21 protein-coding genes are annotated in these 19,624 nt (G+C 67.3%); 6 read left to right on the top strand and 15 right to left on the bottom strand.

Translation table 11 applies throughout. The annotated features are described in order from the left end of the window. Window positions 1-19 precede the first annotated feature (19 nt). The 5 genes from ARC63_RS04850 to ARC63_RS04830 all read right to left on the bottom strand — a co-directional run bounded on the left by ARC63_RS04850 (window position 20) and on the right by ARC63_RS04830 (window position 4,568). Entirely contained in the window at window positions 20-1,033 is a 1,014-nt protein-coding gene (locus ARC63_RS04850; RefSeq protein WP_057502674.1) for a hypothetical protein, read from the bottom strand. Between the two features lie 83 nt (window positions 1,034-1,116). Next, window positions 1,117-2,430 (bottom strand): sensor histidine kinase, encoded by a 1,314-nt coding sequence (locus ARC63_RS04845; RefSeq protein WP_010483435.1) that lies wholly within the window; start codon window positions 2,428-2,430, stop codon window positions 1,117-1,119. Further along, window positions 2,427-3,167, bottom strand: a complete 741-nt coding sequence (locus tag ARC63_RS04840) for a response regulator (RefSeq protein WP_057502709.1) — start codon at window positions 3,165-3,167, stop codon at window positions 2,427-2,429. The genes ARC63_RS04845 and ARC63_RS04840 overlap by 4 nt, the downstream gene beginning before the upstream one ends. A 57-nt stretch (window positions 3,168-3,224) precedes the next feature. Then, window positions 3,225-3,770: a redoxin domain-containing protein gene (locus ARC63_RS04835; RefSeq protein WP_057502673.1), complete on the bottom strand. Its 546-nt coding sequence runs from the start codon at window positions 3,768-3,770 to the stop codon at window positions 3,225-3,227. A 3-nt stretch (window positions 3,771-3,773) separates the two neighbouring features. Further along, window positions 3,774-4,568: an alpha/beta fold hydrolase gene (locus ARC63_RS04830; protein WP_057502672.1), complete on the bottom strand. Its 795-nt coding sequence runs from the start codon at window positions 4,566-4,568 to the stop codon at window positions 3,774-3,776. Between the two features lie 293 nt (window positions 4,569-4,861). On the opposite strand from ARC63_RS04830, the gene ARC63_RS04825 reads away from it, so the two are divergent. The 5 genes from ARC63_RS04825 (at window position 4,862) to ARC63_RS04805 (ending at window position 8,446) form a co-directional block, all read left to right on the top strand. Beyond that, window positions 4,862-5,506 carry an HvfX family Cu-binding RiPP maturation protein gene (locus ARC63_RS04825; protein ID WP_057502671.1) on the top strand — a complete coding sequence of 215 codons (645 nt, stop codon included), beginning with the start codon at window positions 4,862-4,864 and terminating at the stop codon, window positions 5,504-5,506. Window positions 5,507-5,605: 99 nt separating this feature from the next. After that, window positions 5,606-6,097 carry an HvfA family oxazolone/thioamide-modified RiPP metallophore gene (locus tag ARC63_RS04820; protein WP_057502670.1) on the top strand — a complete coding sequence of 164 codons (492 nt, stop codon included), beginning with the start codon at window positions 5,606-5,608 and terminating at the stop codon, window positions 6,095-6,097. Between the two features lie 54 nt (window positions 6,098-6,151). Further along, the gene (locus tag ARC63_RS04815) at window positions 6,152-6,997 is read left to right on the top strand and encodes an HvfB family MNIO-type RiPP peptide maturase (RefSeq protein ID WP_049413507.1); all 846 of its coding nucleotides are present in this window, start codon (window positions 6,152-6,154) and stop codon (window positions 6,995-6,997) included. Then, the gene (locus ARC63_RS04810; RefSeq protein WP_057502669.1) at window positions 6,990-7,724 is read left to right on the top strand and encodes an HvfC family RiPP maturation protein; all 735 of its coding nucleotides are present in this window, start codon (window positions 6,990-6,992) and stop codon (window positions 7,722-7,724) included. The genes ARC63_RS04815 and ARC63_RS04810 overlap by 8 nt, the downstream gene beginning before the upstream one ends. Window positions 7,725-7,807: 83 nt before the next feature. Next, window positions 7,808-8,446, top strand: a complete 639-nt coding sequence (locus ARC63_RS04805) for a ferric reductase-like transmembrane domain-containing protein (RefSeq protein ID WP_057502708.1) — start codon at window positions 7,808-7,810, stop codon at window positions 8,444-8,446. 136 nt (window positions 8,447-8,582) lie between these two features. Here ARC63_RS04805 and ARC63_RS04800 read toward each other — a convergent pair whose 3' ends face one another. The 9 genes from ARC63_RS04800 to ARC63_RS04760 all read right to left on the bottom strand — a co-directional run bounded on the left by ARC63_RS04800 (window position 8,583) and on the right by ARC63_RS04760 (window position 17,671). Next, window positions 8,583-9,719 carry a metallophosphoesterase gene (locus ARC63_RS04800; RefSeq protein WP_057502668.1) on the bottom strand — a complete coding sequence of 379 codons (1,137 nt, stop codon included), beginning with the start codon at window positions 9,717-9,719 and terminating at the stop codon, window positions 8,583-8,585. A 121-nt stretch (window positions 9,720-9,840) separates the two neighbouring features. After that, on the bottom strand, window positions 9,841-11,382 hold the full coding sequence (locus ARC63_RS04795) for a TerC family protein (protein WP_057502667.1): 1,542 nt from the start codon (window positions 11,380-11,382) through the stop codon (window positions 9,841-9,843). Between the two features lie 43 nt (window positions 11,383-11,425). Then, on the bottom strand, window positions 11,426-11,650 hold the full coding sequence (locus ARC63_RS04790) for a helix-turn-helix domain-containing protein (RefSeq protein ID WP_010483459.1): 225 nt from the start codon (window positions 11,648-11,650) through the stop codon (window positions 11,426-11,428). Continuing rightward, a complete protein-coding gene (locus ARC63_RS04785) occupies window positions 11,650-12,117 on the bottom strand; it encodes a DUF2975 domain-containing protein (RefSeq protein WP_057502707.1) in 468 nt (155 codons plus the stop codon). The genes ARC63_RS04790 and ARC63_RS04785 overlap by 1 nt, the downstream gene beginning before the upstream one ends. Window positions 12,118-12,301: 184 nt before the next feature. Then, complete coding sequence (locus ARC63_RS04780) at window positions 12,302-12,886, bottom strand: NMCC_0638 family (lipo)protein (RefSeq protein WP_057502666.1); 585 nt, start codon at window positions 12,884-12,886, stop codon at window positions 12,302-12,304. 94 nt (window positions 12,887-12,980) lie between these two features. Further along, on the bottom strand, window positions 12,981-13,412 hold the full coding sequence (locus ARC63_RS04775) for a pyridoxamine 5'-phosphate oxidase family protein (RefSeq protein ID WP_029379872.1): 432 nt from the start codon (window positions 13,410-13,412) through the stop codon (window positions 12,981-12,983). A 229-nt stretch (window positions 13,413-13,641) separates the two neighbouring features. Next, window positions 13,642-15,384 carry a GGDEF domain-containing protein gene (locus ARC63_RS04770; RefSeq protein WP_057502665.1) on the bottom strand — a complete coding sequence of 581 codons (1,743 nt, stop codon included), beginning with the start codon at window positions 15,382-15,384 and terminating at the stop codon, window positions 13,642-13,644. A 162-nt stretch (window positions 15,385-15,546) separates the two neighbouring features. Continuing rightward, on the bottom strand, window positions 15,547-16,572 hold the full coding sequence (locus tag ARC63_RS04765) for an AI-2E family transporter (RefSeq protein ID WP_019337057.1): 1,026 nt from the start codon (window positions 16,570-16,572) through the stop codon (window positions 15,547-15,549). A gap of 124 nt (window positions 16,573-16,696) precedes the next feature. Beyond that, window positions 16,697-17,671, bottom strand: coding sequence for an isocitrate lyase/PEP mutase family protein (locus ARC63_RS04760; RefSeq protein WP_231298583.1), 975 nt, complete (start codon window positions 17,669-17,671; stop codon window positions 16,697-16,699). Here ARC63_RS04760 and ARC63_RS04755 point away from each other — a divergent pair. Beyond that, on the top strand, window positions 17,657-18,553 hold the full coding sequence (locus ARC63_RS04755) for a LysR family transcriptional regulator (protein ID WP_057502663.1): 897 nt from the start codon (window positions 17,657-17,659) through the stop codon (window positions 18,551-18,553). The two genes, ARC63_RS04760 and ARC63_RS04755, sit on opposite strands and share 15 nt — an antisense overlap. Here ARC63_RS04755 and ARC63_RS04750 read toward each other — a convergent pair. Further along, window positions 18,541-19,593 carry a sensor domain-containing diguanylate cyclase gene (locus ARC63_RS04750; RefSeq protein ID WP_057502662.1) on the bottom strand — a complete coding sequence of 351 codons (1,053 nt, stop codon included), beginning with the start codon at window positions 19,591-19,593 and terminating at the stop codon, window positions 18,541-18,543. The two genes, ARC63_RS04755 and ARC63_RS04750, sit on opposite strands and share 13 nt — an antisense overlap. Between the last annotated feature and the right edge of the window lie 31 nt (window positions 19,594-19,624).

Below are 19,624 nucleotides of genomic sequence, written 5' to 3'. Positions count from 1 at the left end.
GACCCGGGTGAAATGCCGGTCATCGGCCATCCATCGGCTGTATGTACTGCGTCTCGTGCCCGGTGAAGCGCTCACCGTCAAAGCCAAAGCAGAACCGCCCTTCCTCGAACGCGCGATAGACAAGCAACGCGCCATCCAGGCAGAACTGCTGCCGGTCTACGCCCGTTTCCAGGGTTCCGTAGCGGATGGCGTCTCCGCCCTTCTCCGCTGGCCCGGTGAAGGCATCGATCGGTAATGGCGTGGCGCGTCCGGTGCGCGTGTCGACCAGCACCACCGAGCGCTGGAAGAACCCGGGGCGATCATCGACCTGCACCAGCAGGTAGTGCTGGTTGAAGTTGGGCTTTTCGTTCCTGAGGGCTTCCTCGATGCGCGCCACGTGCTGCGCATCGCAGAAATCGATCGGGCTGTAGCGATAGCTGCATCCGTCGTGGTCGTAGGGCAGGTTCATGCCGGAATAGCTCACGCCTGCCTGGTCGCCCAGGTCGTCTCCCGGTTCCGGCGTGCTGCACAGCAGCCACGAGCGCTGTGCATCCTCGGGATCGGCCATCAATTTCGGCTCGCGTCCCGCCTCGTAGGCCGCACCACCCGGGAAATCCTGCCCGAACTGATGGCGGGCAATCGAGCGTGCCCTCTCCAGCGGCAGGCCGATCTTCGCACCACGGAATGAAACGAACGTCATCGTCGGAAGGATCACCTCCTCCACCGGCAATCCTTTCCATTGCCCCCGCACGCAGAACGTGGCGATCTCGTTTTCCTCATCCACCTTGCAGGGTGTCGACGCGTCCTCGGCCAGCCAGGGATGGGCCGGACGCCCAGTCTGATGATCGATGTACCAGCCGTCCAGCGCGCAGGTCGGCAAGGCATCGAGCAGCGGAGAGAGGTCTGTTGCCGTGGCCGGGGCGGCAAGCGATGTGCCCGCTGCGGGTGTCCCGGTCAGCGCATCCGGTGTGCGCTGACATGCGGCCAGCACGAGTAGACCGACCAGCAGCGCGACGTGGCGCGCACGCTGGATTGAATGCTGCGTTCCCTGCATTGCGTGTTTCCTGGTTTCGACACCCGCTAGATGATCGCCGATCCCGAGGCCATGCAGGTGCGTGGATGCATTGACCCCGCCAGTTACCCCGGCAGCTGCAATTCGGCCCGCAGGCCACCGCCCTCACGGTTGTGCAGCCGCAGCGAGCCGCCCAGCGACTGCGCCAGCTGCACGGCGATGGCCAGACCCAGCCCGGTGCCGCCGGTATCGCGGTTGCGTGAGCTTTCCAGCCGATGGAACGGTGCCAGCACCGCCTGCAGCTGGTCCTCCGGGATGCCGGGGCCGCGGTCGGACACGCTGATCCACGGCCGGCCTGCTGCATCGCGCCCCGCCTCGATCTCGGCACTACCGGCGTAGCGCAACGCGTTGTCGACCAGGTTGCCGACCACCCGCCGCAGCGGCTGCGGCCAGGTCTGCACGGTCAGGCCTGTGGGTGCGCCACCACTGACCGCCTTGCCCATGTCTTCATAGTCGCCCACCACGCTGGCCAGGAACGCGCCAAGATCCATCGCCACTGGCGCGCCACTGGCCACGTGGCTGCTGCGCGCGTAGGCCACGCCTTCGCGCACCAGTTGCCCCAGGTGGTCCAGGTCATCCAGCAGGCGCTGCTGGGTGGCATCTTCGGGCAGGGTTTCCACGCGCAGCTTCATGCGCGTGATCGGCGTCTGCAGATCGTGCGAGATGGCCGCCAGAATCTGCAGCCGCTCGCTGACATGGCCACGGATCCGCGCCTGCAGTGCATTGAGCGCGGCTGCGGCCGTGCCCACTTCGGCGGGGCCGTCTTCGGGCAGCATCGGTGCGTCCTTGCCAGGCTGCAGTTGCTCGACGGCGTGCGAGAGCTGCCGCAGCGGGCGCAATGCCAGCCGCACCGCCAGCCAGGCGCATACCAGCAGCAGGGCCAGCTGCACCAGCAGCACGGCCGGCAGCCAGCGCGCCAGGGGCAGGCCCGACGGTGTGACTTCGATGGTCAACGGTGAACCGTCGTGCAGGCGCAGCTCCACTTCAAAACGTTCCGGCAGCCGTGCCACCTGCCGCGCCTGCAGCGGATAGCGGTGTTCCAGACTGTCATCGATGATGGCGGTGACCTGGCGCGCACGATCGGTTTCCAACGCCGGGCCGGCCTGTGCCGGGCGCAACAGGTAACGGTACGTGCGCCGCTCCAACCGCGGCACCCAGGCCTGGCGCTGGTCGGCCGGCAGGTGTTCCAGCAGGGCCACGCTCACTGCTGCATCCTCGTCCAGGTTGCGCAGCATCATGCTGCGGGTGGACTGGTAGCGTTCGTAGAACAACAGGCCGAAGGACAGCGCATGGGCCAGGATCAACCCGCCCAGCAGCACCAGCAGCAGGCGCGCCGACAGCGTGCGCGGCCACGGCAGGCGGCGCGCGCGGGCGTTCATTCCTCCGGCCCCAGCAGCTGCACCGGCACGCTGAACACGTAGCCTTCGCTGCGCACGGTCTTGATGTAGGTGGGCTCACGCGCGTCATCGCCCAGGCGCTGGCGCACGCGGCTGACCAGGAGATCGATGGAACGATCGAACAGTTCTGCATCACGGCCCTGGGTAAGGCTGAGCAGCTGGTCGCGGCTGAGCACACGGTTGGCGTGGTCGAGAAACACGCGCAGCAGGCGGAATTCCGCACCGCTGAGCGGATAGGCGGTGTCCTGCGCATCCAGCAGATGGCGGGCAGTGGTATCCAGGCGCCAGTCGCCGAAGGCCAACTGGCGGCCGGCTTCACTCACCTGCAGGTTAGGCGGCAGCATCTGCGTGCGCCGGATCACCGCATTGATGCGCGCCAGCAGTTCGCGTGAGGAGAACGGCTTGGTCACGTAGTCATCGGCGCCCATTTCAAGGCCGATGATGCGGTCGGTTTCGTCGTCGCGGGCGGTCAGCAGCACCACCGGCACCGCGCGATGCTTGCCGGCACGCAGGTTGCGGCACAGGCGCAACCCGTCCTCGCCGGGCATCATCACGTCCAGCACCACCAGGTCCACCGCGTGGGTGTCCATCAGCGCGCGCATCGCACGGCCGCCATCGGCCTGGCTGACGCGCAGGCCGTTGCGCTGCAGGTAGTCGGCCAGCATCTGGCGGATCTCGCTGTCATCGTCGACGACAAGGATGTGCGGTACGTGGTTCATTGCGTTCTCGATGAAGACGGAGGTCAAGGCCGCGCGGCGCGGCCATGGTAGCGCGGCTCAGGGGCTGGCCAGCAGGCGCTGGATCTCGCTTTCGGTACGTGCGTAATCGCCTTCACCGTAGTGGCGGTAGACCACCCTGCCCTGCCGGTCGACCAGGTAAAGCGCCGGCCAGAAGCGGTTGCCCCAGGCGTTCCAGATCCGGTACTGGTTGTCCTGCACCACCGGCCAGGTGATATCCAGCCGCGCGATGACCTTGCGCACATTGCCGGGCAGGCCTTCGTAGGCGAACTCCGGAGTATGCACGCCGATCACCTGCAGCCCCTGCCGCGCGTAACGTGCATGCCACTGGTGCACATGCGGTGCCACGGTGAGGCAGTTGCTGCAGGCGTAGGTCCAGAACTCGACCAGCACCACCTGCCCACGCAGTTGATTCAACGCGAGCGGTGGGCTGTTGTGCCAGGGCCCGCCGCCATCGAACCCGGCAGCAGGAGCGGCCTGCGCCGGATGCGCACCGGCCTCCGGGCTGGGCAAGGCCATCAGCAGTGCCGCCCCACCCAGCAGGCCCAGCAGCAACGGCAGTACATACACACGCAGCGCGCCCATCGTTCAGCCTCCCTGCTCGGCCAGCGGCAGTTCGGCCGGCTTCACGCCTGCGGCTTCCAGAATGCTGTCAGCCACCTGAGCCGGGTGCGAGAGCAGCGACACATGGCTGCTGCCGATCGATTGCAGCTGCGCGCCAATGCGCTTTGCGGTGGCCGCCTGCAGTTGCGGCGACAACATGCGGTCGTCACGGCTGAGCACGTACCAGCTCGGCTTGCTGCGCCACGCGGCCACAGTGACGGACTCACCCAGCGCGCTGGCCTTCAATGGCACCTGCGTGCTGTACAACAGTGCAGCGGTCTTCTTCATCACATCCGGTGCGAAGTCCTGGGCGATGGCGTCGGCTGGCAGGGTCAGGTAGCCGTCCCTCTCCTGCAGGCGCGTCAGGCCCGGGCCGACCGGATAGCCCTCGCCCTGCTGTGCCGATGACTGCCCGGCATCCGGTGCGAATGCGGCCACGTACACCAGCGCCTGCACCTTGGGATCGTTGCCCGCTTCGGTGATGACCGTGCCGCCCCAGCTGTGGCCGACCAGCACGACCTTGCCCGGTGCGGCGGCAATCGCGCGACGGGTGGCGGCCACATCGTCGGCCAGCGAGGTGAGCGGGTTCTGCACGGCCACCGCAGGCAGTTTCCAGTCATGCAGGGTGGTGATGACCTTGTTCCAGCTGGAGCCATCGGCGAAGGCACCGTGGACCAGGATGACGGTGGGCGCGGCGCCGGCATCGGCCTCGGCGGCGAATGCCGGCGTCGCGACGCCGGCAAGGGCGAGGGCAGCGGCGAGCAGGGTGGTGCGGATCATGGGTGGCACTCCGGTGTTGGGAGTGGCCATTTCCGCCTGGGGGTGTATCGGCGCTGTTTCGCTGCGAGGCAGAGTTGTACCGGACTGTAGGGCGGCGGCAGATTTCTACAGTTGGATACATTCGGCCGCTGGGCATGGCCCGGCGAACGCCCGACGCGGCGTCTTTGTATCTGACTGTACGAACCCCTGACACAGCCACAGTCGCTGACAAAACCCCGGGCAACAGCACACGTTGCCGATACCTGCGTGGCTCGGAATGGCCTCCATCGACCACTGGCCCGCAGGACACTCCCATGATCAGCTCCGCTTCTTCCGTGTATACACCCCGCCTGGACGCCGTCGGCCGCTGGCTCTCGCCATTGGCGCTGCGCGCCCTGCTGGCCTGGGAGTTCTTTGAATCGGGCCGCGAGAAGCTGGCCGGACAGAACTGGTTCGCCGACCTGGAAGGACGTTTCCCGTTCCCGTTCTCCACCCTGCCTGCGTCACTCAACTGGCAGCTGGCCACCTGGCTGGAACTGGTGGGCGCGGTGATGCTGCTGCTGGGCCTGGCCACGCGCTCGGTGGCCTACATCTTCTGGGTGCTGACCCTTGTTGCCATCGCTGCCGTGCACTGGCCGGACCAATGGAACAGCCTGGGTGAGCTGTGGCAGGGCTACGCAATCACCGACCAGGGCTACGGCAACTTCAAGCTGCCGCTGCTGTTCCTGGCCATGCTGCTGCCGCTGATCCTCAACGGCGGCGGTGCACTCAGCCTGGACCGCCTGCTGGCCGGCCCGCAGCGCGCCGCGGCGGGCAACGACGGCCTCGGCTGGGGCGTGAGCCTGATCGCCCTGCTGCTTCCGGTCGCCGCGCTGCTGCCCGGTATCGGTTTCGGTGGCGCACTACTCGGCGGTGCCCTGCTGCTGGGTTACCGACTGCGCCGTCGCCGCAACGCCTGATCCGCTTCACCCCTTCCCGCGCTTCTTCCCTTCGTTTCCGTCGCCTTCAAGCGGCGTCCATCCCGCACGCCCTGCGTGCCCATCCAAGGAGTCATCACCATGTCCGTCTCGACCAAGAACACCGCTGCTTCCCGTCTGCCGCGCATCGGCGCCATCGGCATCGCCCTGGCCGGTGGCCTGCTGCTGGCCGGCCAGGCGGCCGCGATCCAGCCACTGGCCATCGGTGCCGTGGCCATGAGCGCCGCCGCCGAAGGCAAGTGCGGTGAAGGCAAGTGCGGTGAAGGCAAGTGCGGCGCCAACAAGGCCGCCACTGGCAAGCCTGCCGCCAAGGCCAAGGTGGCCGAAGGCCAGTGTGGCGAAGGCAAGTGCGGCGACGCTTCGTTTGCCCGCACCGACCGTGACCACGACGGCCGGGTCTCGCGTGCCGAGTTCAACGCCGTGGCGGCCAAGCGCGCCGCTGAATTCGACCGCATCGACACCGACCACGACGGCTACATCAGCGAACAGGAGGCGCACGACTACCTGCGCAGTGTCTACACCGCCAACGGCAAACCGATGCCGAAGGGCCTGTTCTCCCGCGTCAACGACTGATCGTCCCCCCGGCGCCGCCGCCACGGCGGCGCCACTGCCCTGGAGTACCGTCGCATGCGCTTGCCCCTGCCTTCCGCCAGTGCCGGTCTCGGCCTGCGCCGTGGCCTGATCGATGAACTGCTGGCGATGCCGGCCGATGCCATCGACTTCCTCGAAGTGTCGCCGGATAACTGGATCGGAGTTGGCGGTGCCCACGGCGCCGCGCTGCGCCAGCTGAGTGAGCGCCATCGCCTGACCTGCCACGGCCTGTCGCTGTCGCTGGGAGGGCCGGACCCGCTGGACCGCACCCTGCTGACGCAGACCCGCGCGTTCCTCGACCTGCACCAGGTGCAGCTGTACAGCGAACACCTGAGCTACTGCGCCGCCGGCGGCCATGTCTATGACCTGCTGCCGCTGCCGTTCACCACCGAGGCCGTGCATCACGTTGCCGGTCGCATCCGCCAGGTGCAGGACACACTGGGCCGGCGCATCGCCGTGGAGAACATCTCCTACTACGCCGTGCCAGGCGCGGACATGAGCGAGATCGACTTCATCACTGCAGTGCTGGCCGAGGCCGACTGCGACCTGCTGCTGGACGTCAACAATGTCTTCGTCAACGCCTGCAACAACGGCTACGACGCCTTCGATTTCCTGGCACGCGTGCCGGCGCATCGCGTCGCCTCGCTGCACGTGGCCGGCCACTTCGACGAAGACGATGGCTTCAAGATCGACACCCACGGCGCGCCGGTGAAGGGCGTGGTCTGGGCGCTGCTGGGGGAAGCCTATGCGCGTGTCGGCGTGCGCCCCACCCTGCTGGAGCGCGATTTCAACTTCCCGCCTTTGGCCGAGCTGCTGGCCGAGGTGGAGCAGATCCGCCACGCGCAGGCCGATGTGCTGCTGCCCGAGGTGGCCCATGGCTGAGCCGCTGGCCACCCTGCAGCAGCGCTGGGCCGACCATGTACGCGACCCATCGATGCCCGCGCCTGAGGGCATCGATGCACGGCGGATGGCGGTCTACCGCCGCCTCTGCATCGACAGCCTGGACAGCCTGCTGGCAGGCAGCCTGCCGCGCCTGCAGGCGCAACTGGGTGATGCCTGCTGGCGCGACACCGTGGAGCACTACTACGCGCGGCATGCCTGCCATACCCCGTTGTTCCCGCAGATCGCCGGCGAATTCGCCGCGTGGCTGGGCGTGCAGGCAGACCTCGCGCTGCCGGGCTGGGTGGCGGAACTGGCGCATTACGAAAGCACGCAGCAGGCACTGCACATTGAAGCGCGGGACACCGGCCAGCAGCCATTGCATGCGCCACAGGCAGGCAGCGTGCTGGCGCTGTCTCCACTGGTGCGGGTGCTGGGCTACCAGTGGCCTGTGCATGAGGACGCCGGCCAGAACGGTGCGCCTACCGCGATGCCGACGTTGCTGCTGCTGCGACGCCTGGGTGACTTCAGCCTGCAGGTGCAGGAACTTTCACCGCTGGCATATGCGCTGCTGTCGGCGTTCGGCGATGACGGCGCCCGTGCGGAAGACGCGCTGCAGGTACTGGCCGATCTGCATGGCGTGGCCGCCGACGAACTACGCACAGCCTGCATTCCGCTGCTGGGCGAGCTGTGCGCGGCCGGCGTGCTGGTTGTGCCGAACGACTGTTGAAGGCGCCGGCCAGCGGCCGGCACTCCCCATTCCTTGGCCGGCCAGAGGCCGGTGCCACCCATTTCCTGATTCGAGGTTTGATCATGGCTGTTTCCAATACGTCCTCCCTGCACGGCTGGCGCCTGTTCGTGGCCATCGCCGTGGTCCTGATCGCCTTCGCACTGGCGGCGTTCACCCTGCAGCCCGACGTGGTCGAGGGCAGCCGCGCGGCGATCCGGGTGACGGCACGCACATCGTTCCTGCTGTTCCTGGTCGCCTTCACCGCATCCTCGTTCGCCAGCCTGCTGCCCGGCCCGTTCACCCGCTTCCTGCTGCGCGAGCGTCGCATCGTCGGCCTGTCGTTCGCGTTCTCGCACCTGCTGCATGCGGTGGCGATCACCGCCTTCGGCATCCTCAACCCCGCGTTCTGGCCGGCGCGCTCAGCCCTGGCCAACCTGCCGGGCACGATCGGCTATGTAGCCATCCTCGCCCTGGCCATCACCTCACATCGTGGCATCGCCCGCCGCATGGGTCCCACTGTGTGGCGTCGCCTGCACGTGACCGGCATGTGGATCATCGCCGCAGTGTTCACCTATTCGTACTTCAAGCGCGTGCCCGGCAACTTCTGGTACGCGGTGCCCTCCGCGTTGCTCTTCACCGCCGTCGTGGTGCGTGCGATCGCCAAGCGGGCGCAGTCGCTGCGGCGCGATGCGCATGCGCGGCCGCCGCTGCGGAGTTCCTGAGGAGGCGGTTACCTTTGGAGCCGAGCCCATGCTCGGCTGCCTCTGGTTCAGCCGAGCATGGGCTCGGCTCTACAGAGGGATCACAGCACGAAAGGCAGCGAATTCCCTGCGGAAAGGGATCTGACCCCACTTCAGGTCACGGGGCGCGGCGCAGGGTGATCAGGGTGATCTCCGACGGCACACCGATGCGCGCGGGGAATCCGGCCCACAGGCCAGCGCCATTGCTCACGTACAGTGTCATCCCGTCCACCTCGTAACGCCCGGAGACATAGCCACCGTTGGCCCGCTTCACCAGCTGGTCCATGCCGATGATCTGGCCGCCGTGGGTATGCCCGGACAACTGCAGCTTCACACCGCGCGCAGCGGCCTCACGCGCATTGCGTGGGCGATGATCGAGCAGGATCACCGGCGCGGAGGGATCGGCGCCAGCCAATGCAGCGTCCATATCCGGCAGCGGCAGGCCGTAGCGTGCCGCCACCGGGTCGGTGACACCGGCGATGGTCAGCGCCGCATCGCCACGCCGCACCTGCATGTGGCTGTTCTCCAGCACCTGCATGTGCAGCGCGCGAAACGCCTGCATCCACGCCTGGTACTGCGCGTAATACTCGTGGTTGCCGGTGATGGCGACGACGCCGTCCGGCGCCCGCAGGTCCACGAGTGGACGCGCGTCGTCACGGCGGGCCTCGACACTGCCGTCGATCAGGTCGCCGGTGATCACGATCAGGTCCGGCGTCAGTGCGTTGCTCTGGTCCACCACCCTGCGCACCCAGTCACCGGTCAGCAGGCGGCTGGCATGGATGTCGGTCAGCTGCAGCACGCGATAGCCGTCGAACGCAGCCGGCAATCCGGCGATGCTCACCTCGATCTGCCGGGGCTTGGGTACCGCCATGCCCTGGCTGACGCCGTAGCCACTGACCAGCAGGGCCAGCATGCCGGCCGCCGGTCGCAGACTCCGCGTGCGCAATGCGGCTACCGCGCGTGGCCAGCGCAGCAGGCGGGAAGCAAGCAGGCTCACGTCCAGCGCCAGCATCAGCAACGCCAGCAGCAACACCGCCGTGGAGCCGGTGGCCAGCGTGGCGATGGCCAGTTTCGGAATCTCGGGCGAGGCCATCGTGCCCCAGAACATGGCGACGATGCGCAGCTGCACGGCAACGCCCACCAACAGCAGTGACAGCACGACTTTCATCCAGATGGGCATGCGCAGCGGCCAGAACAGGCGCCAGGCCACATACAGGCCCATCAACAAACCGATCGTACTCAGCACTGCAACCATCCGGGAAGGAAAGCGGGCCCGCCATGGTGACGGTTGCGGGCCGTGTTGTGTAGAGCCGAGCCCATGCTCGGCTTCTCAACATGCAGCCGAGCATGGGCTCGGCTGTACAGCAACAGGTGGGTCAGGCCATTCCGTCGAGGCGCTGCACGCGCAGGCGGGCAATGCGACGCTTCTCCATCGCCAGTACGGTGATGCGTACATCCGCGATCTCCACTGCGTCACCGATGTCCGGCAGGCGTCCCAGGCGCTCCAGCACCAGGCCGGAGATGGTCATGTAGTCGGCACTGCGCGGCAGCGATACGCCCGCCAGGCGCTGCAGATCGTCCAGGGTCAGCGCACCGTCGGCCTCCCACTGGCCTTCCCCCTGCATGACCACGCCATAGCGCTCGTCCTGGGTGTCGACCAGGTCACCGGCAATGGCCGCCAACAGGTCGTTGGCGGTCACCAGGCCTTCCACGCTGCCGTACTCGTCCACCGCCACCGCCAGCGGCACCGGGTGCTGGCGGATCAGTTCCAGCGCCTGCAGCGCACTGGCGCTGGACAGCACGTACTGCGGCTCACGCAGGTTGCCTTCCAGCTGCAGCGGCCTGCCCTGCAGCAGGTCGGCCAGCAGGTCGCGGCTCTGCACCACGCCTCGCAGGCTGTCCAGGTCGCCGTCGCCGACCAGCAGGCGGGTGTGCGGCGATGCCACCAGGCGTGCCACCACGTCGTCCTGTCCACGCGCCAGGTCGATCCACTGCACGTCGGCGCGCACAGTCATCACGCTCGACACCGGGCGATCCGCCAGCCCCAGCACGCTGCGGATCATCTCGTGCTCGGCCGGCTGCAGGCGCTCTTCGGCATCGACGTGTTCGTCAGCACTTTCGTCGTCGTGGCCATTGGTCGGGCGCGCGCCCAGCATGCGCAGCACCGCATCCGCAGTACGTTGGCGGAACGGCTGGCGGCGCTCGTTGCGCTCGCGGTTGAAACGTACCCACTGGTTGAATGCCTCGACCAGGATCGAGAAAGCGATGGCCGCGTACAGGTAGCCCTTCGGGATCTTGTAGCCCAGGCCCTCGGCCACCAGGCTGAAACCGATCATCAGCAGGAAGCCCAGGCACAGCACCACCACCGTGGGATGCTTGTTGACGAAGCGGGTCAGCGGCTTGCTGGCCACCAGCATCAATGCCATCGCGATGGTCACCGCGGCGTACATCACGCCCAGGTTGTCGACCATGCCGACCGCAGTGATCACCGAGTCCAGCGAGAACACCGCGTCGAGTACCACGATCTGTGCCACGACCATCGCGAAGCTGGCGTAGACCTTCTTGCCATTGTCCTCGTGCTGGCGGCCTTCCAGCCGCTCATGCAGTTCCATGGTGCCCTTGAACAGCAGGAACAGGCCGCCACCCAGCAGGATCAGGTCGCGTCCGGAGAAACTGTGGTCGAACAGCGTCAACAGCGGCTCGGTCAGCTTCATGATCCAGGCCAGCGCGGCCAGCAGCACCAGCCGCATCAGCAGGGCCAGCGCCAGGCCGATCACCCGCGCGCGGTCACGCTGGTGCGGCGGAAGCTTGTCGGCAAGGATCGCGATGAACACCAGGTTGTCGATGCCGAGAACGATCTCCAGCACGACCAGGGTTGCAAGGCCCATCCATATCGAGGGGTCAGCCAACCATTCCATTTCAGGTCCGTTTCGTCAGTAGGTAGGGAAAAAGGGAAAGCACTCAGTCAGCGTCCTGCGCCTGCGTCGGGTCATGCCCGAGCAGATCACCGGGCGTGCACTGCAGCTCACGGCAGATCGCATCCAGGGTGGAAAAGCGGATGGCACGCGCCTTGCCGGTTTTCAGGATCGACAGGTTGGCCAGGGTGATGTCGATGCGCCCGGCCAGCTCGGACAGGGTCATGCCCCGTTCCTGCAGCATGCGGTCCAGGGTGATGACAATCGCCATCAGATGACACCATCGAGGTCATCGCGCATCGCTGCGCCCACGGCGAACACGCGCGCCAGCACGAACAGCATCAGCACCGCCACCAGGCCGGTGATCGACATGCCGCCGCCCACCTCCATCCAGGTGAAGTCGGGCCCCATCCAGGCCGCGTAAGCGCCGATCAGGATCGACAGCAGCTCCATCGCCAGCATCAACCACGCCATGCGTTGCAGGCGCTGCGCGTTGGCGTGGGTGAACGGCCGCTCGCGCGCCGCCGACTTCAGCAGCCGCAGCAGATGGCGCAGGAACAGCAGGCACAGCACCAGCAGCGCGACGATCGCGCCCAGGCCGAGGCAGAAGTGCAGGAACAGGTCGTTGCCGTGCGCGGCGGCGGCGGCGCTGTCGTGCACGCTGTCGAGCAGCCAGCGGCGGTCGTGGGCCACCAGCGGCACCGCCAGCAGTGCGGCCAGGATGCCCAGCCAGCACATCGCCCGGACGGCCTGTACGGCGGCCTGGGCCAGGGTGAACAAGCCTCGCGCGGGTCTGGCGCGGGCGGGACGAGCGGTCAAGCGGCCTCCGGCATTGGGGTGGCCTCGCCGCCCCGGAGTGGATTTATCGATAAACGATATACCATACGCCGCGTGAAAGGCTGAATCGCGCGCGTGGCCCCTGTCAGGGCCCAGGCGCGCCCTGCTCCAGCATCGCTTCGCCCGGGGCCGCCGAGGCCATCGCCTGCACCCCTGCATCGGCCGCCTGCCGCGTGACCAGGCGGAAGCGCACCTGCAGCTTGGCCTGCCCCGGCGTGGCCCAGCCGTACTGGATGGCCACCTGATCGGCCGACAGTGGCCCACGCCCTGGCAGCGATCGCACCTGCAACGGTTTGGGTGCGGCCTGCACCAACCGGGCGAATCCCTTCTGCACGACCGCCGCGTCGGCCTTTTCGGCGTAGACCGTACACGTGCCATCGTCCGCCCAGCTCACCGCATAGCGGCCACTGGCCAGAGGCACCATCCACGCCACGCCCGATTGCCCCTGCAACAGCGTGGCGGCTTCGGCGGGCTGCAGCGGCGACAGCTCATTGGATTCCATCAACGACTGCAACCGCGCCGGGGCACCGATGTGCTGCATGCAGGCGGTATCGAACAGCTCGCTGAAGGGATCCTGCGCCGGCGCCTTGGCCTTGGGCGTACGCGCGGGTTGCGCCACCGCCAGGGTGGGCAGCAGGGCCAAAGCCAGCCAGAAGAACGCAGGACGCATCGGAATTCCACGCTACGGAAAACAGCAGGGAGGATGGCAAAGGCCTGGCGCGCCGCGCAATGGCCGCGATGGCCACCAGCCTCCCGCTGCCGGGTCAGACTGCCATTTCGCCCTGGTCCTCGCCATCCCAATAGTGGATGCGGCTGGCGCGCACGTGAATCAGTACCAGCCCCGGTGTATCCACGCCCTGCTCGAACCAGCGCTCAAGATCCTTCACCCAGTGCTCGCGCATCACAGCGCGATCGCGCACCAGCGCCGCCCTTCCCTGCACGTGCACGAACAACGGCGGCTTGCCCAGCAGTGACCTGCTGCCGGAAAAACCCAGCGCAACGGCGGGGTCAGCCTCAATCTCGTGCACCATGTCGGTGTCTTCTGTGGTGAAGAACCAGCTGTCACCGTCGTAGTCCACGTCACCGTTGTTGCTCATCGGACGACCGGCAATTTCTCCGCCGGCGCGGGTCTGCAGCATGGTGAAATCGATGTCGGCCATCTTCTTGGCCAGTTCGGGCAGTGTGAGCTGGGTCATGGTGTCGTCCTTCATCAAGTGGAATCCCAGCGTCTGCGCAGAGCGGTGACCGAAGCGTGGAAGGTCAATGTCGGCTTCTTCACAGAAAGCGAGATAGGGCGCGTGGCGCGTGCGTGACGCGCTGCTCACCACCCCACCTGCGTTTGCAGCAGCTGCACGCCCCATCGCGCGCCGGGCGATCCTGCAGACGCTGCGACGGGTGCATGCACGCATTGGCTGACGCGTGCCATCAGCGCGTGATGCGACCGCCCCCCGCCACCCGTACCCGATCGCGCCCCTGCGCCTTGGCCCGGTACATGGCCGCATCGGCGGCACGCAGCAGGGTGCGCCAGCCCAGCGCGTCGGTGCCGCCCTCGGCCACGCCGAAACTGGCGGTCACCCGCAGCACGGTGCCACCGGCCAGCGTGATGTCCATCTGCTGCAGGGCCAATCGCAATGACTCGGCCAGCTGGCGGCCACCGGCCAGATCACCGTCGGCCAGCAGCACCAGGAACTCCTCACCACCATAGCGGGCGATGCTGTCGCTGCGGCGCAGGTGGCGCTGCAGCAACTGCGCCACCTGCACCAGCACTTCGTCGCCAGCTTCATGGCCATGGCCATCGTTGATCGCCTTGAAGCGATCCACATCCAGCAGGATCACCACGGCGCTTGCATCGCCTCCGGCGTGCCTCTGCTGCACCACCTCATCCAGCGCGCGCCGGTTCAACAGTCCGGTCAGCTCGTCGGTGCCGGCGAGCTGGCGCAGCTCGCTGGTCAGTGCCGAGCGCTCGCGCGATTTCTCACGCAGTACTTCGATGGCGTCGAACAGGCGCTGCATCTCGGCCAGCGGATGGGTGACATGCTGCTCCGGGCCAGGTGCATCCGTGGCGAGCTGGATCACCTGCTTCTGCGCCTGCAGCAGTGGCTGCAGGATCTGCAGGTGGGCGATGCGCAGGGCCACGCCCAGCACCACCAGCGTGCCCAGCGCGGTCGCCACCAGCACAGCCAGGCGCATGGCCTCGCGGTTGCGGGTGCGTTCGTATCGGGCGATGGACACGCTCAGGTAGCCATCACGCAGGGCTTCCAGCGACTGCAGGGTAGGCACGTAGCGCGTGGTGAACTCGGCAGCGGTCCACGGCGGTGGTACACCACGGCGGCCATCCTCGATCAACTGCTCGATCATCGGCAGCGATTCGCCGAAGAACTGCCGTCGTGCCATGTCCCAGTGCCATGACAGTTCCGGGTCGCTGCGGAACACCGACTCATGGCTGCCCGCCAACCGCCACAGCTCCAGCAGGCGGCCCTCGGTCTGCAGTGCAGCGCGTACCTGCTCCTCGCGCCATGCCCCCGGTACCGCGACCGGCGCCATCACGTTCGAGGCCAGGCGGCCGCCATGTTCGCGAAGATCGATCAGCACCTGGCCCTGCATCGCCGGAATCGCCGCTTCACGGTCGGCGCTGACCAGCACGTTGATCTGTGCCGAGGTCAGCAGGTGCAGGCGATCAACCACGGCGAACATGCCACTGATCGCACGCTCCACCGCCTCCACCCGGCGCGCATCGTGCGGTTGCGCCACCACCCGGTCCACCGCAGCCCGTGCCGACTGCAGGCGACGTTGCGCGTCGGCCAGCAGGCCACGCTCATCCAGCACGCCCGGGGCGTTCTTGAACACGGTCTCCAGCTGCAGCATGGCGGTGTCGACCCGCTTGCGCGCGGCCGCCAGCTGCGCGGCCAGCCGCGCCTGTTCGGCGGCGTCGGCCGGGTCAGCCCCCAGCAGGCTGTTGGCCGGACCGCGCTCGGCCGAAGCCAGGTTGGCGAGATCGAAGGTCTGCCGCAGCTGGCGCAGGCTGGCCAGGTTGTCTTCGGCGCCGGTGTAGCGCAGCGTACCCTGGACCAGGGCGATGGCCATCAACGGCAGCGTGCACACCACGAACAGCCCAGCCAGGATCCAGACCCAGGTCCGCAACCTGATGGGCGATGCCTTGCCGGCCATGCAGAATTCCCCTGAAGTGCGGCTCACTGTAGCGAGCGGCTCCGGCGGCGCCAAGCCAGCGCCGTACGATCCGCCGGGGTGGATATAGCGCAGCGCGCGCGAACGCGCCGACAACGCCGGCGCCCCCCGTCCAGCCGGTCAGATGCGACAGGTCACGCCGGGTCAGATCCAGCGCTGGTCGACCAGTTCGCGTTTCACGTAAGCGTAGAACACCGGCGCCGCCACCAGGCCGGGCAGGCCGAACGCCGCTTCCATCACCAGCATGGCCAGCAGCAGCTCCCATGCGCGGGCCTGGATTTCACCGCCGACGATGCGCGCGTTGAGGAAGTATTCCAGTTTGTGGATCACGATCAGGTACAGCAGCGCGGCCACGGCCACGTAGAACGAGACTGACAGCGCGACGATGGTGATGATCGTGTTGGAGATGATGTTGCCCACCACTGGCAGCAGGCCGGCGATGAAGGTGATCAGTACCAGCGTCTTGGACAGCGGCAGATGCACGCCGAACAGCGGCAGCACGCCCAGCAGGAAGATCGCGGTGAACACGGTGTTGAGCAGCGAGATCTTCACCTGCGCGAACACCACCTGGCGGAACGCGGTGGCCAGGCGGCTGGTGCGCCCGATCAGTTCCTGCGCCAGCGGCCCCATCTTCGGCAGCGGAAGTTCGTCGTACAGCGCGATCATCGCCCCCAGCACCATGCCGATCAGTACGCGCACGCCCACCTGTACCACCGACGTGCCGGCCACGCCCAGCTGGCGCTGGTGTTCGGCGGCCCAGTCATTCAGCGCCGCACGCAGCGCCGGCATGTCTTCGGGGATATACGGCTGCAGCAGCGCCGGTACCTGGTGGCGCGACGAATTGAGGATGTCCATCAGCCGCGCCAGCAGCGCGTCCGGCCCGCCGGTCTCGTTGCGGAAGAACGACGCCACGCCGATGCCGGCCAGCACCAGTCCGCTGATGATGATCGCCGACAGCACGATCACCGCGATTGCCCGCGCCCTTCCCGGCGGCAGCCTGCCTTCCACGGTCGACGCCAGTACGTGGGTCAGCTGGAACACCAGCAGCCCCGACAGCAGGGTCACCACCAGGCCCAGCTTCAACGCCAGCCACATGCCCAGCAGCATCATCAGCCAGGCCGCGATCCTCGGAACGGGGGGCTTGGGCTGGGCAACGAGGGCGTCTTGCATGGGCGGCGCGTCCGGGCGGGGTGGCCCATGGTAGAGGATTGGCGACGACGATTCCGGGTGCAGGATGAACGGGCATCAGGCGAGGATTCCGGCGCCCCTCACCCGCCCATCGGCGCCTCCGGAATCACGCCCGGTCCAGCGCCAGATACCGCGCCGTGCGCACGATCGCCTCGCGTTCGCCGAAGCTGACCAGCTCGCCGGCAATACGTCCGCTGTCCCCGCTCGCGGCGATCTCCTGCAGCGTGCGCTGCATGGCCCGGATTGCGGCCCGTTGCAGGTCCGAAGGGATGATCACCAACCGGTAGTCGAGTTCGGCCAGCCGTTCCACTGGCACCAGCGGCGTCCTGCCACTGTGAAACATGTTGATCAGCTTCGGCCCGGGCACCCGTTGCGAGATCGCCTCGATCTGTTCCAGGGTTTCCGGTGCCTCCACGAAGATCATGTCCGCCCCCGCGTCCACATAGGCCTGCGCCCGTTCGATGGCCGCGTCCAGGCCCTCGCAGGCGATGGCATCGGTGCGCGCAATGATCATCAGCTCCGGATCGTGCCGCGCCTGGCAGGCAACCCGGATCTTCGTGCACATCTCGCCTGCGTCGACCAGCGTCTTGTCATCCAGGTGCCCGCAGCGTTTGGGGAACGCCTGGTCCTCGATATGCAGCGCGGCGACACCTGCCCGCTCGAATGCACGCACCGTACGCTCCACGTTGGCGGTTCCGCCGAAGCCGGTATCGGCGTCGGAGACCACTGGCAGGTCGCAGGCATCGACGATCCGCTCGATCTGCGCCAGTACTTCGGTGAATCCGAGCAGCCCGATGTCGGGCACGCCGGCCGAACGCGCGATGGCACCGCCACTGGCATACACCACCTCGAACCCGGCCAGCTCCACCAGGCGGGCCGACAGGCCGTCGAAGACCCCCGGTGCGATCACGCTGCGGCCGTGCCCGAGCAGGTCGCGCAGCTGGCGTGTCTTCTTCATGTGGTCTCCCTTGCAGATGGACTTTTGGCGTGGGATACCGATGATGTGGTCGCCACCGGCGACCGTCCAATACCGTGTTCGTACAGCATCAGAACGTCTGAGGTTCCAATGGAACTGCGCCACCTGCGCTACTTCGTCATGACCGCCCAGCTGCAGAGCTTCACCAGGGCCGCCGAGGCCCTGCACATTGCCCAGCCGCCGCTGGGGCAGCAGATCCGCGCACTGGAGGAAGAGATCGGAACACCGTTGTTCCATCGCCAGGGACGCGGCATCGTGCTCAGCGATGCCGGGCGGGTGTTCTGGAAAGCGGCGGAGGACATCCTCGCGCGCGTCGACCAGGCCAAGGAAGAGGCGTTGCGCGCCGCGCGCGGCGAGGTCGGCACGTTGACGTTGGGGTTGACCGAATCGGCGACCTATAACGAAGCGGTCACCGCGCTGATGCGCAGCTTCCAGCGGGCGCATCCAGCAGTGCAGGTGCAGCTGGTCGAAGATGGCAGTGAATCCCTGGTCCGGCGCCTGGATGATGGCGAGCTCGACGCAGTGATCGTGCGCCCGCCATTTTCCGGCACCGGTGAACGGGTGACACAGCAACTCAGTGCCGAGCCACTGGTGGCAGTGCTGCCAGCCGATCACCCGCTGGCATGCCGGACGAGCATCGCGCTGGCCGAGCTGCGCGATGAGCGTTTCATCCTGTTCTCTCGGAAATCGGGGCAGGGCCTGAGTGCAGACGTAGTCGCCGCCTGCCGCAGCCAGGGGTTCACTCCGGCCATCCAGCAGGAAGCGCCGCAGGTGGCTTCAGCGATCAACCTTGCCGCCGCCGGCCTGGGTATCGCCATCGTGCCGGCGTCGATGCAGAGCATGCACCGGAGCGGCTTGGCCTTTGTTGCACTGGAGCTGGGCATGCCGACCACCACGCTGCAGTTGGCAGTGCGCTGCGATCCTCCCGCGACGGCCGCCCAGCTGCTGGCCTGCGCCAGAGACGTGACAACACCTCATTCTCCATAGCTGGCGTTGTTCTTGCCCTGGCGCTTGGCGTGGTAGAGCGCGCGGTCGGCCAATGCCAGCCAGTCCTCGACGCTGCCGCCCCGCGGCGTGGCAGCAATGCCGATGCTGACGCTGAACTCGATGCCCGGCGTTGCCTGCCGTGCTGCTTCCAGAAGTTGCAGACGAACCCGCTCTGCCACATGCATCGCATCGATGGGCGCACAGTCCTGCAGCAGCACGACGAACTCGTCGCCTCCCAGCCGCGCAGGGGTATCGCCGGGCCGGGCAAAGGTGCGCAATGTCGCCGCGATATGCCGCAGCACCTCATCACCGGCACGATGACCATGCGAGTCATTGATGCGCTTGAAGTCATCCACATCAAGCATCAGCAGGCAGGCGAAACCACCCTGCCCCTGCGCCTTGTCCAGGGCCTGCTGCGCGCGGACGATCAGGAAGCCGCGGTTGGCCAGCTCCACCAGCGGGTCCATCCGGCTCAGCCGCTTCAACTGGCGGTTCTGCGATTTCACCCGCCGCGCCAGCTGCCAGCTGAGGATGCTGAGGCCGATGCCGTAGACGAACAGGAACGGCACACTGAGTACGATCGTGCGCTGCGATGACACCGGCTGATAGGGAAACCCGAGTACCCACCAGGTGAGCGCGAACCCCACTGCCAGCGCCAGTGTGGCCCGTACCGCCAGCTTCACCCCGCCGGCGGCGATCTTGTCGGCGACCAGCAGCGCGGCGAACAACGCACTGGGCACCACGCTGAGTCCCATGAAGGCGATCCAGCCACCGCCAAAGAAGGAATCGATCACCATGCAGCGGAACTGGACCACCGCGGGCTGCCGTGAGCGATGGGTCAGCACGAGGGCGAGCGCCGGCCAGGCCAGCGCATTGAGCAGCAGCAGGCTCCACGCCAGCGCACCGTCCTGGCGTTCGAGCATGATCGAAGCAATGGGGATTGCCCCCAACCCGTTGCCCACGAAACGCATCCAGCCGATGCGCCGTGCCGCGCCGATGCCTTCGACCGAGACCTCGGTCGAGTCCGTCAAGAACGGCATTGCCGACCCCCTTGAGCGATCGCAGCTGCCA

Source organism: Stenotrophomonas geniculata ATCC 19374 = JCM 13324, assembly GCF_001431625.1.
Lineage (GTDB): Bacteria > Pseudomonadota > Gammaproteobacteria > Xanthomonadales > Xanthomonadaceae > Stenotrophomonas > Stenotrophomonas geniculata.
This window is presented reverse-complemented; position numbering and strand designations above follow the sequence as displayed.

Coding starts and splice junctions, on each gene's coding strand:
- ARC63_RS04850 (WP_057502674.1), bottom strand. CDS start 1,033: ATGCAGGGAACGCAGCATTCAATCCAGCGTGCGCGCCACGTCGCGCTG.
- ARC63_RS04845 (WP_010483435.1), bottom strand. CDS start 2,430: ATGAACGCCCGCGCGCGCCGCCTGCCGTGGCCGCGCACGCTGTCGGCG.
- ARC63_RS04840 (WP_057502709.1), bottom strand. CDS start 3,167: ATGAACCACGTACCGCACATCCTTGTCGTCGACGATGACAGCGAGATC.
- ARC63_RS04835 (WP_057502673.1), bottom strand. CDS start 3,770: ATGGGCGCGCTGCGTGTGTATGTACTGCCGTTGCTGCTGGGCCTGCTG.
- ARC63_RS04830 (WP_057502672.1), bottom strand. CDS start 4,568: ATGATCCGCACCACCCTGCTCGCCGCTGCCCTCGCCCTTGCCGGCGTC.
- ARC63_RS04825 (WP_057502671.1), top strand. CDS start 4,862: ATGATCAGCTCCGCTTCTTCCGTGTATACACCCCGCCTGGACGCCGTC.
- ARC63_RS04820 (WP_057502670.1), top strand. CDS start 5,606: ATGTCCGTCTCGACCAAGAACACCGCTGCTTCCCGTCTGCCGCGCATC.
- ARC63_RS04815 (WP_049413507.1), top strand. CDS start 6,152: ATGCGCTTGCCCCTGCCTTCCGCCAGTGCCGGTCTCGGCCTGCGCCGT.
- ARC63_RS04810 (WP_057502669.1), top strand. CDS start 6,990: ATGGCTGAGCCGCTGGCCACCCTGCAGCAGCGCTGGGCCGACCATGTA.
- ARC63_RS04805 (WP_057502708.1), top strand. CDS start 7,808: ATGGCTGTTTCCAATACGTCCTCCCTGCACGGCTGGCGCCTGTTCGTG.
- ARC63_RS04800 (WP_057502668.1), bottom strand. CDS start 9,719: ATGGTTGCAGTGCTGAGTACGATCGGTTTGTTGATGGGCCTGTATGTG.
- ARC63_RS04795 (WP_057502667.1), bottom strand. CDS start 11,382: ATGGAATGGTTGGCTGACCCCTCGATATGGATGGGCCTTGCAACCCTG.
- ARC63_RS04790 (WP_010483459.1), bottom strand. CDS start 11,650: ATGGCGATTGTCATCACCCTGGACCGCATGCTGCAGGAACGGGGCATG.
- ARC63_RS04785 (WP_057502707.1), bottom strand. CDS start 12,117: ATGTGCTGGCTGGGCATCCTGGCCGCACTGCTGGCGGTGCCGCTGGTG.
- ARC63_RS04780 (WP_057502666.1), bottom strand. CDS start 12,886: ATGCGTCCTGCGTTCTTCTGGCTGGCTTTGGCCCTGCTGCCCACCCTG.
- ARC63_RS04775 (WP_029379872.1), bottom strand. CDS start 13,412: ATGACCCAGCTCACACTGCCCGAACTGGCCAAGAAGATGGCCGACATC.
- ARC63_RS04770 (WP_057502665.1), bottom strand. CDS start 15,384: ATGGCCGGCAAGGCATCGCCCATCAGGTTGCGGACCTGGGTCTGGATC.
- ARC63_RS04765 (WP_019337057.1), bottom strand. CDS start 16,572: ATGCAAGACGCCCTCGTTGCCCAGCCCAAGCCCCCCGTTCCGAGGATC.
- ARC63_RS04755 (WP_057502663.1), top strand. CDS start 17,657: ATGGAACTGCGCCACCTGCGCTACTTCGTCATGACCGCCCAGCTGCAG.
- ARC63_RS04750 (WP_057502662.1), bottom strand. CDS start 19,593: ATGCCGTTCTTGACGGACTCGACCGAGGTCTCGGTCGAAGGCATCGGC.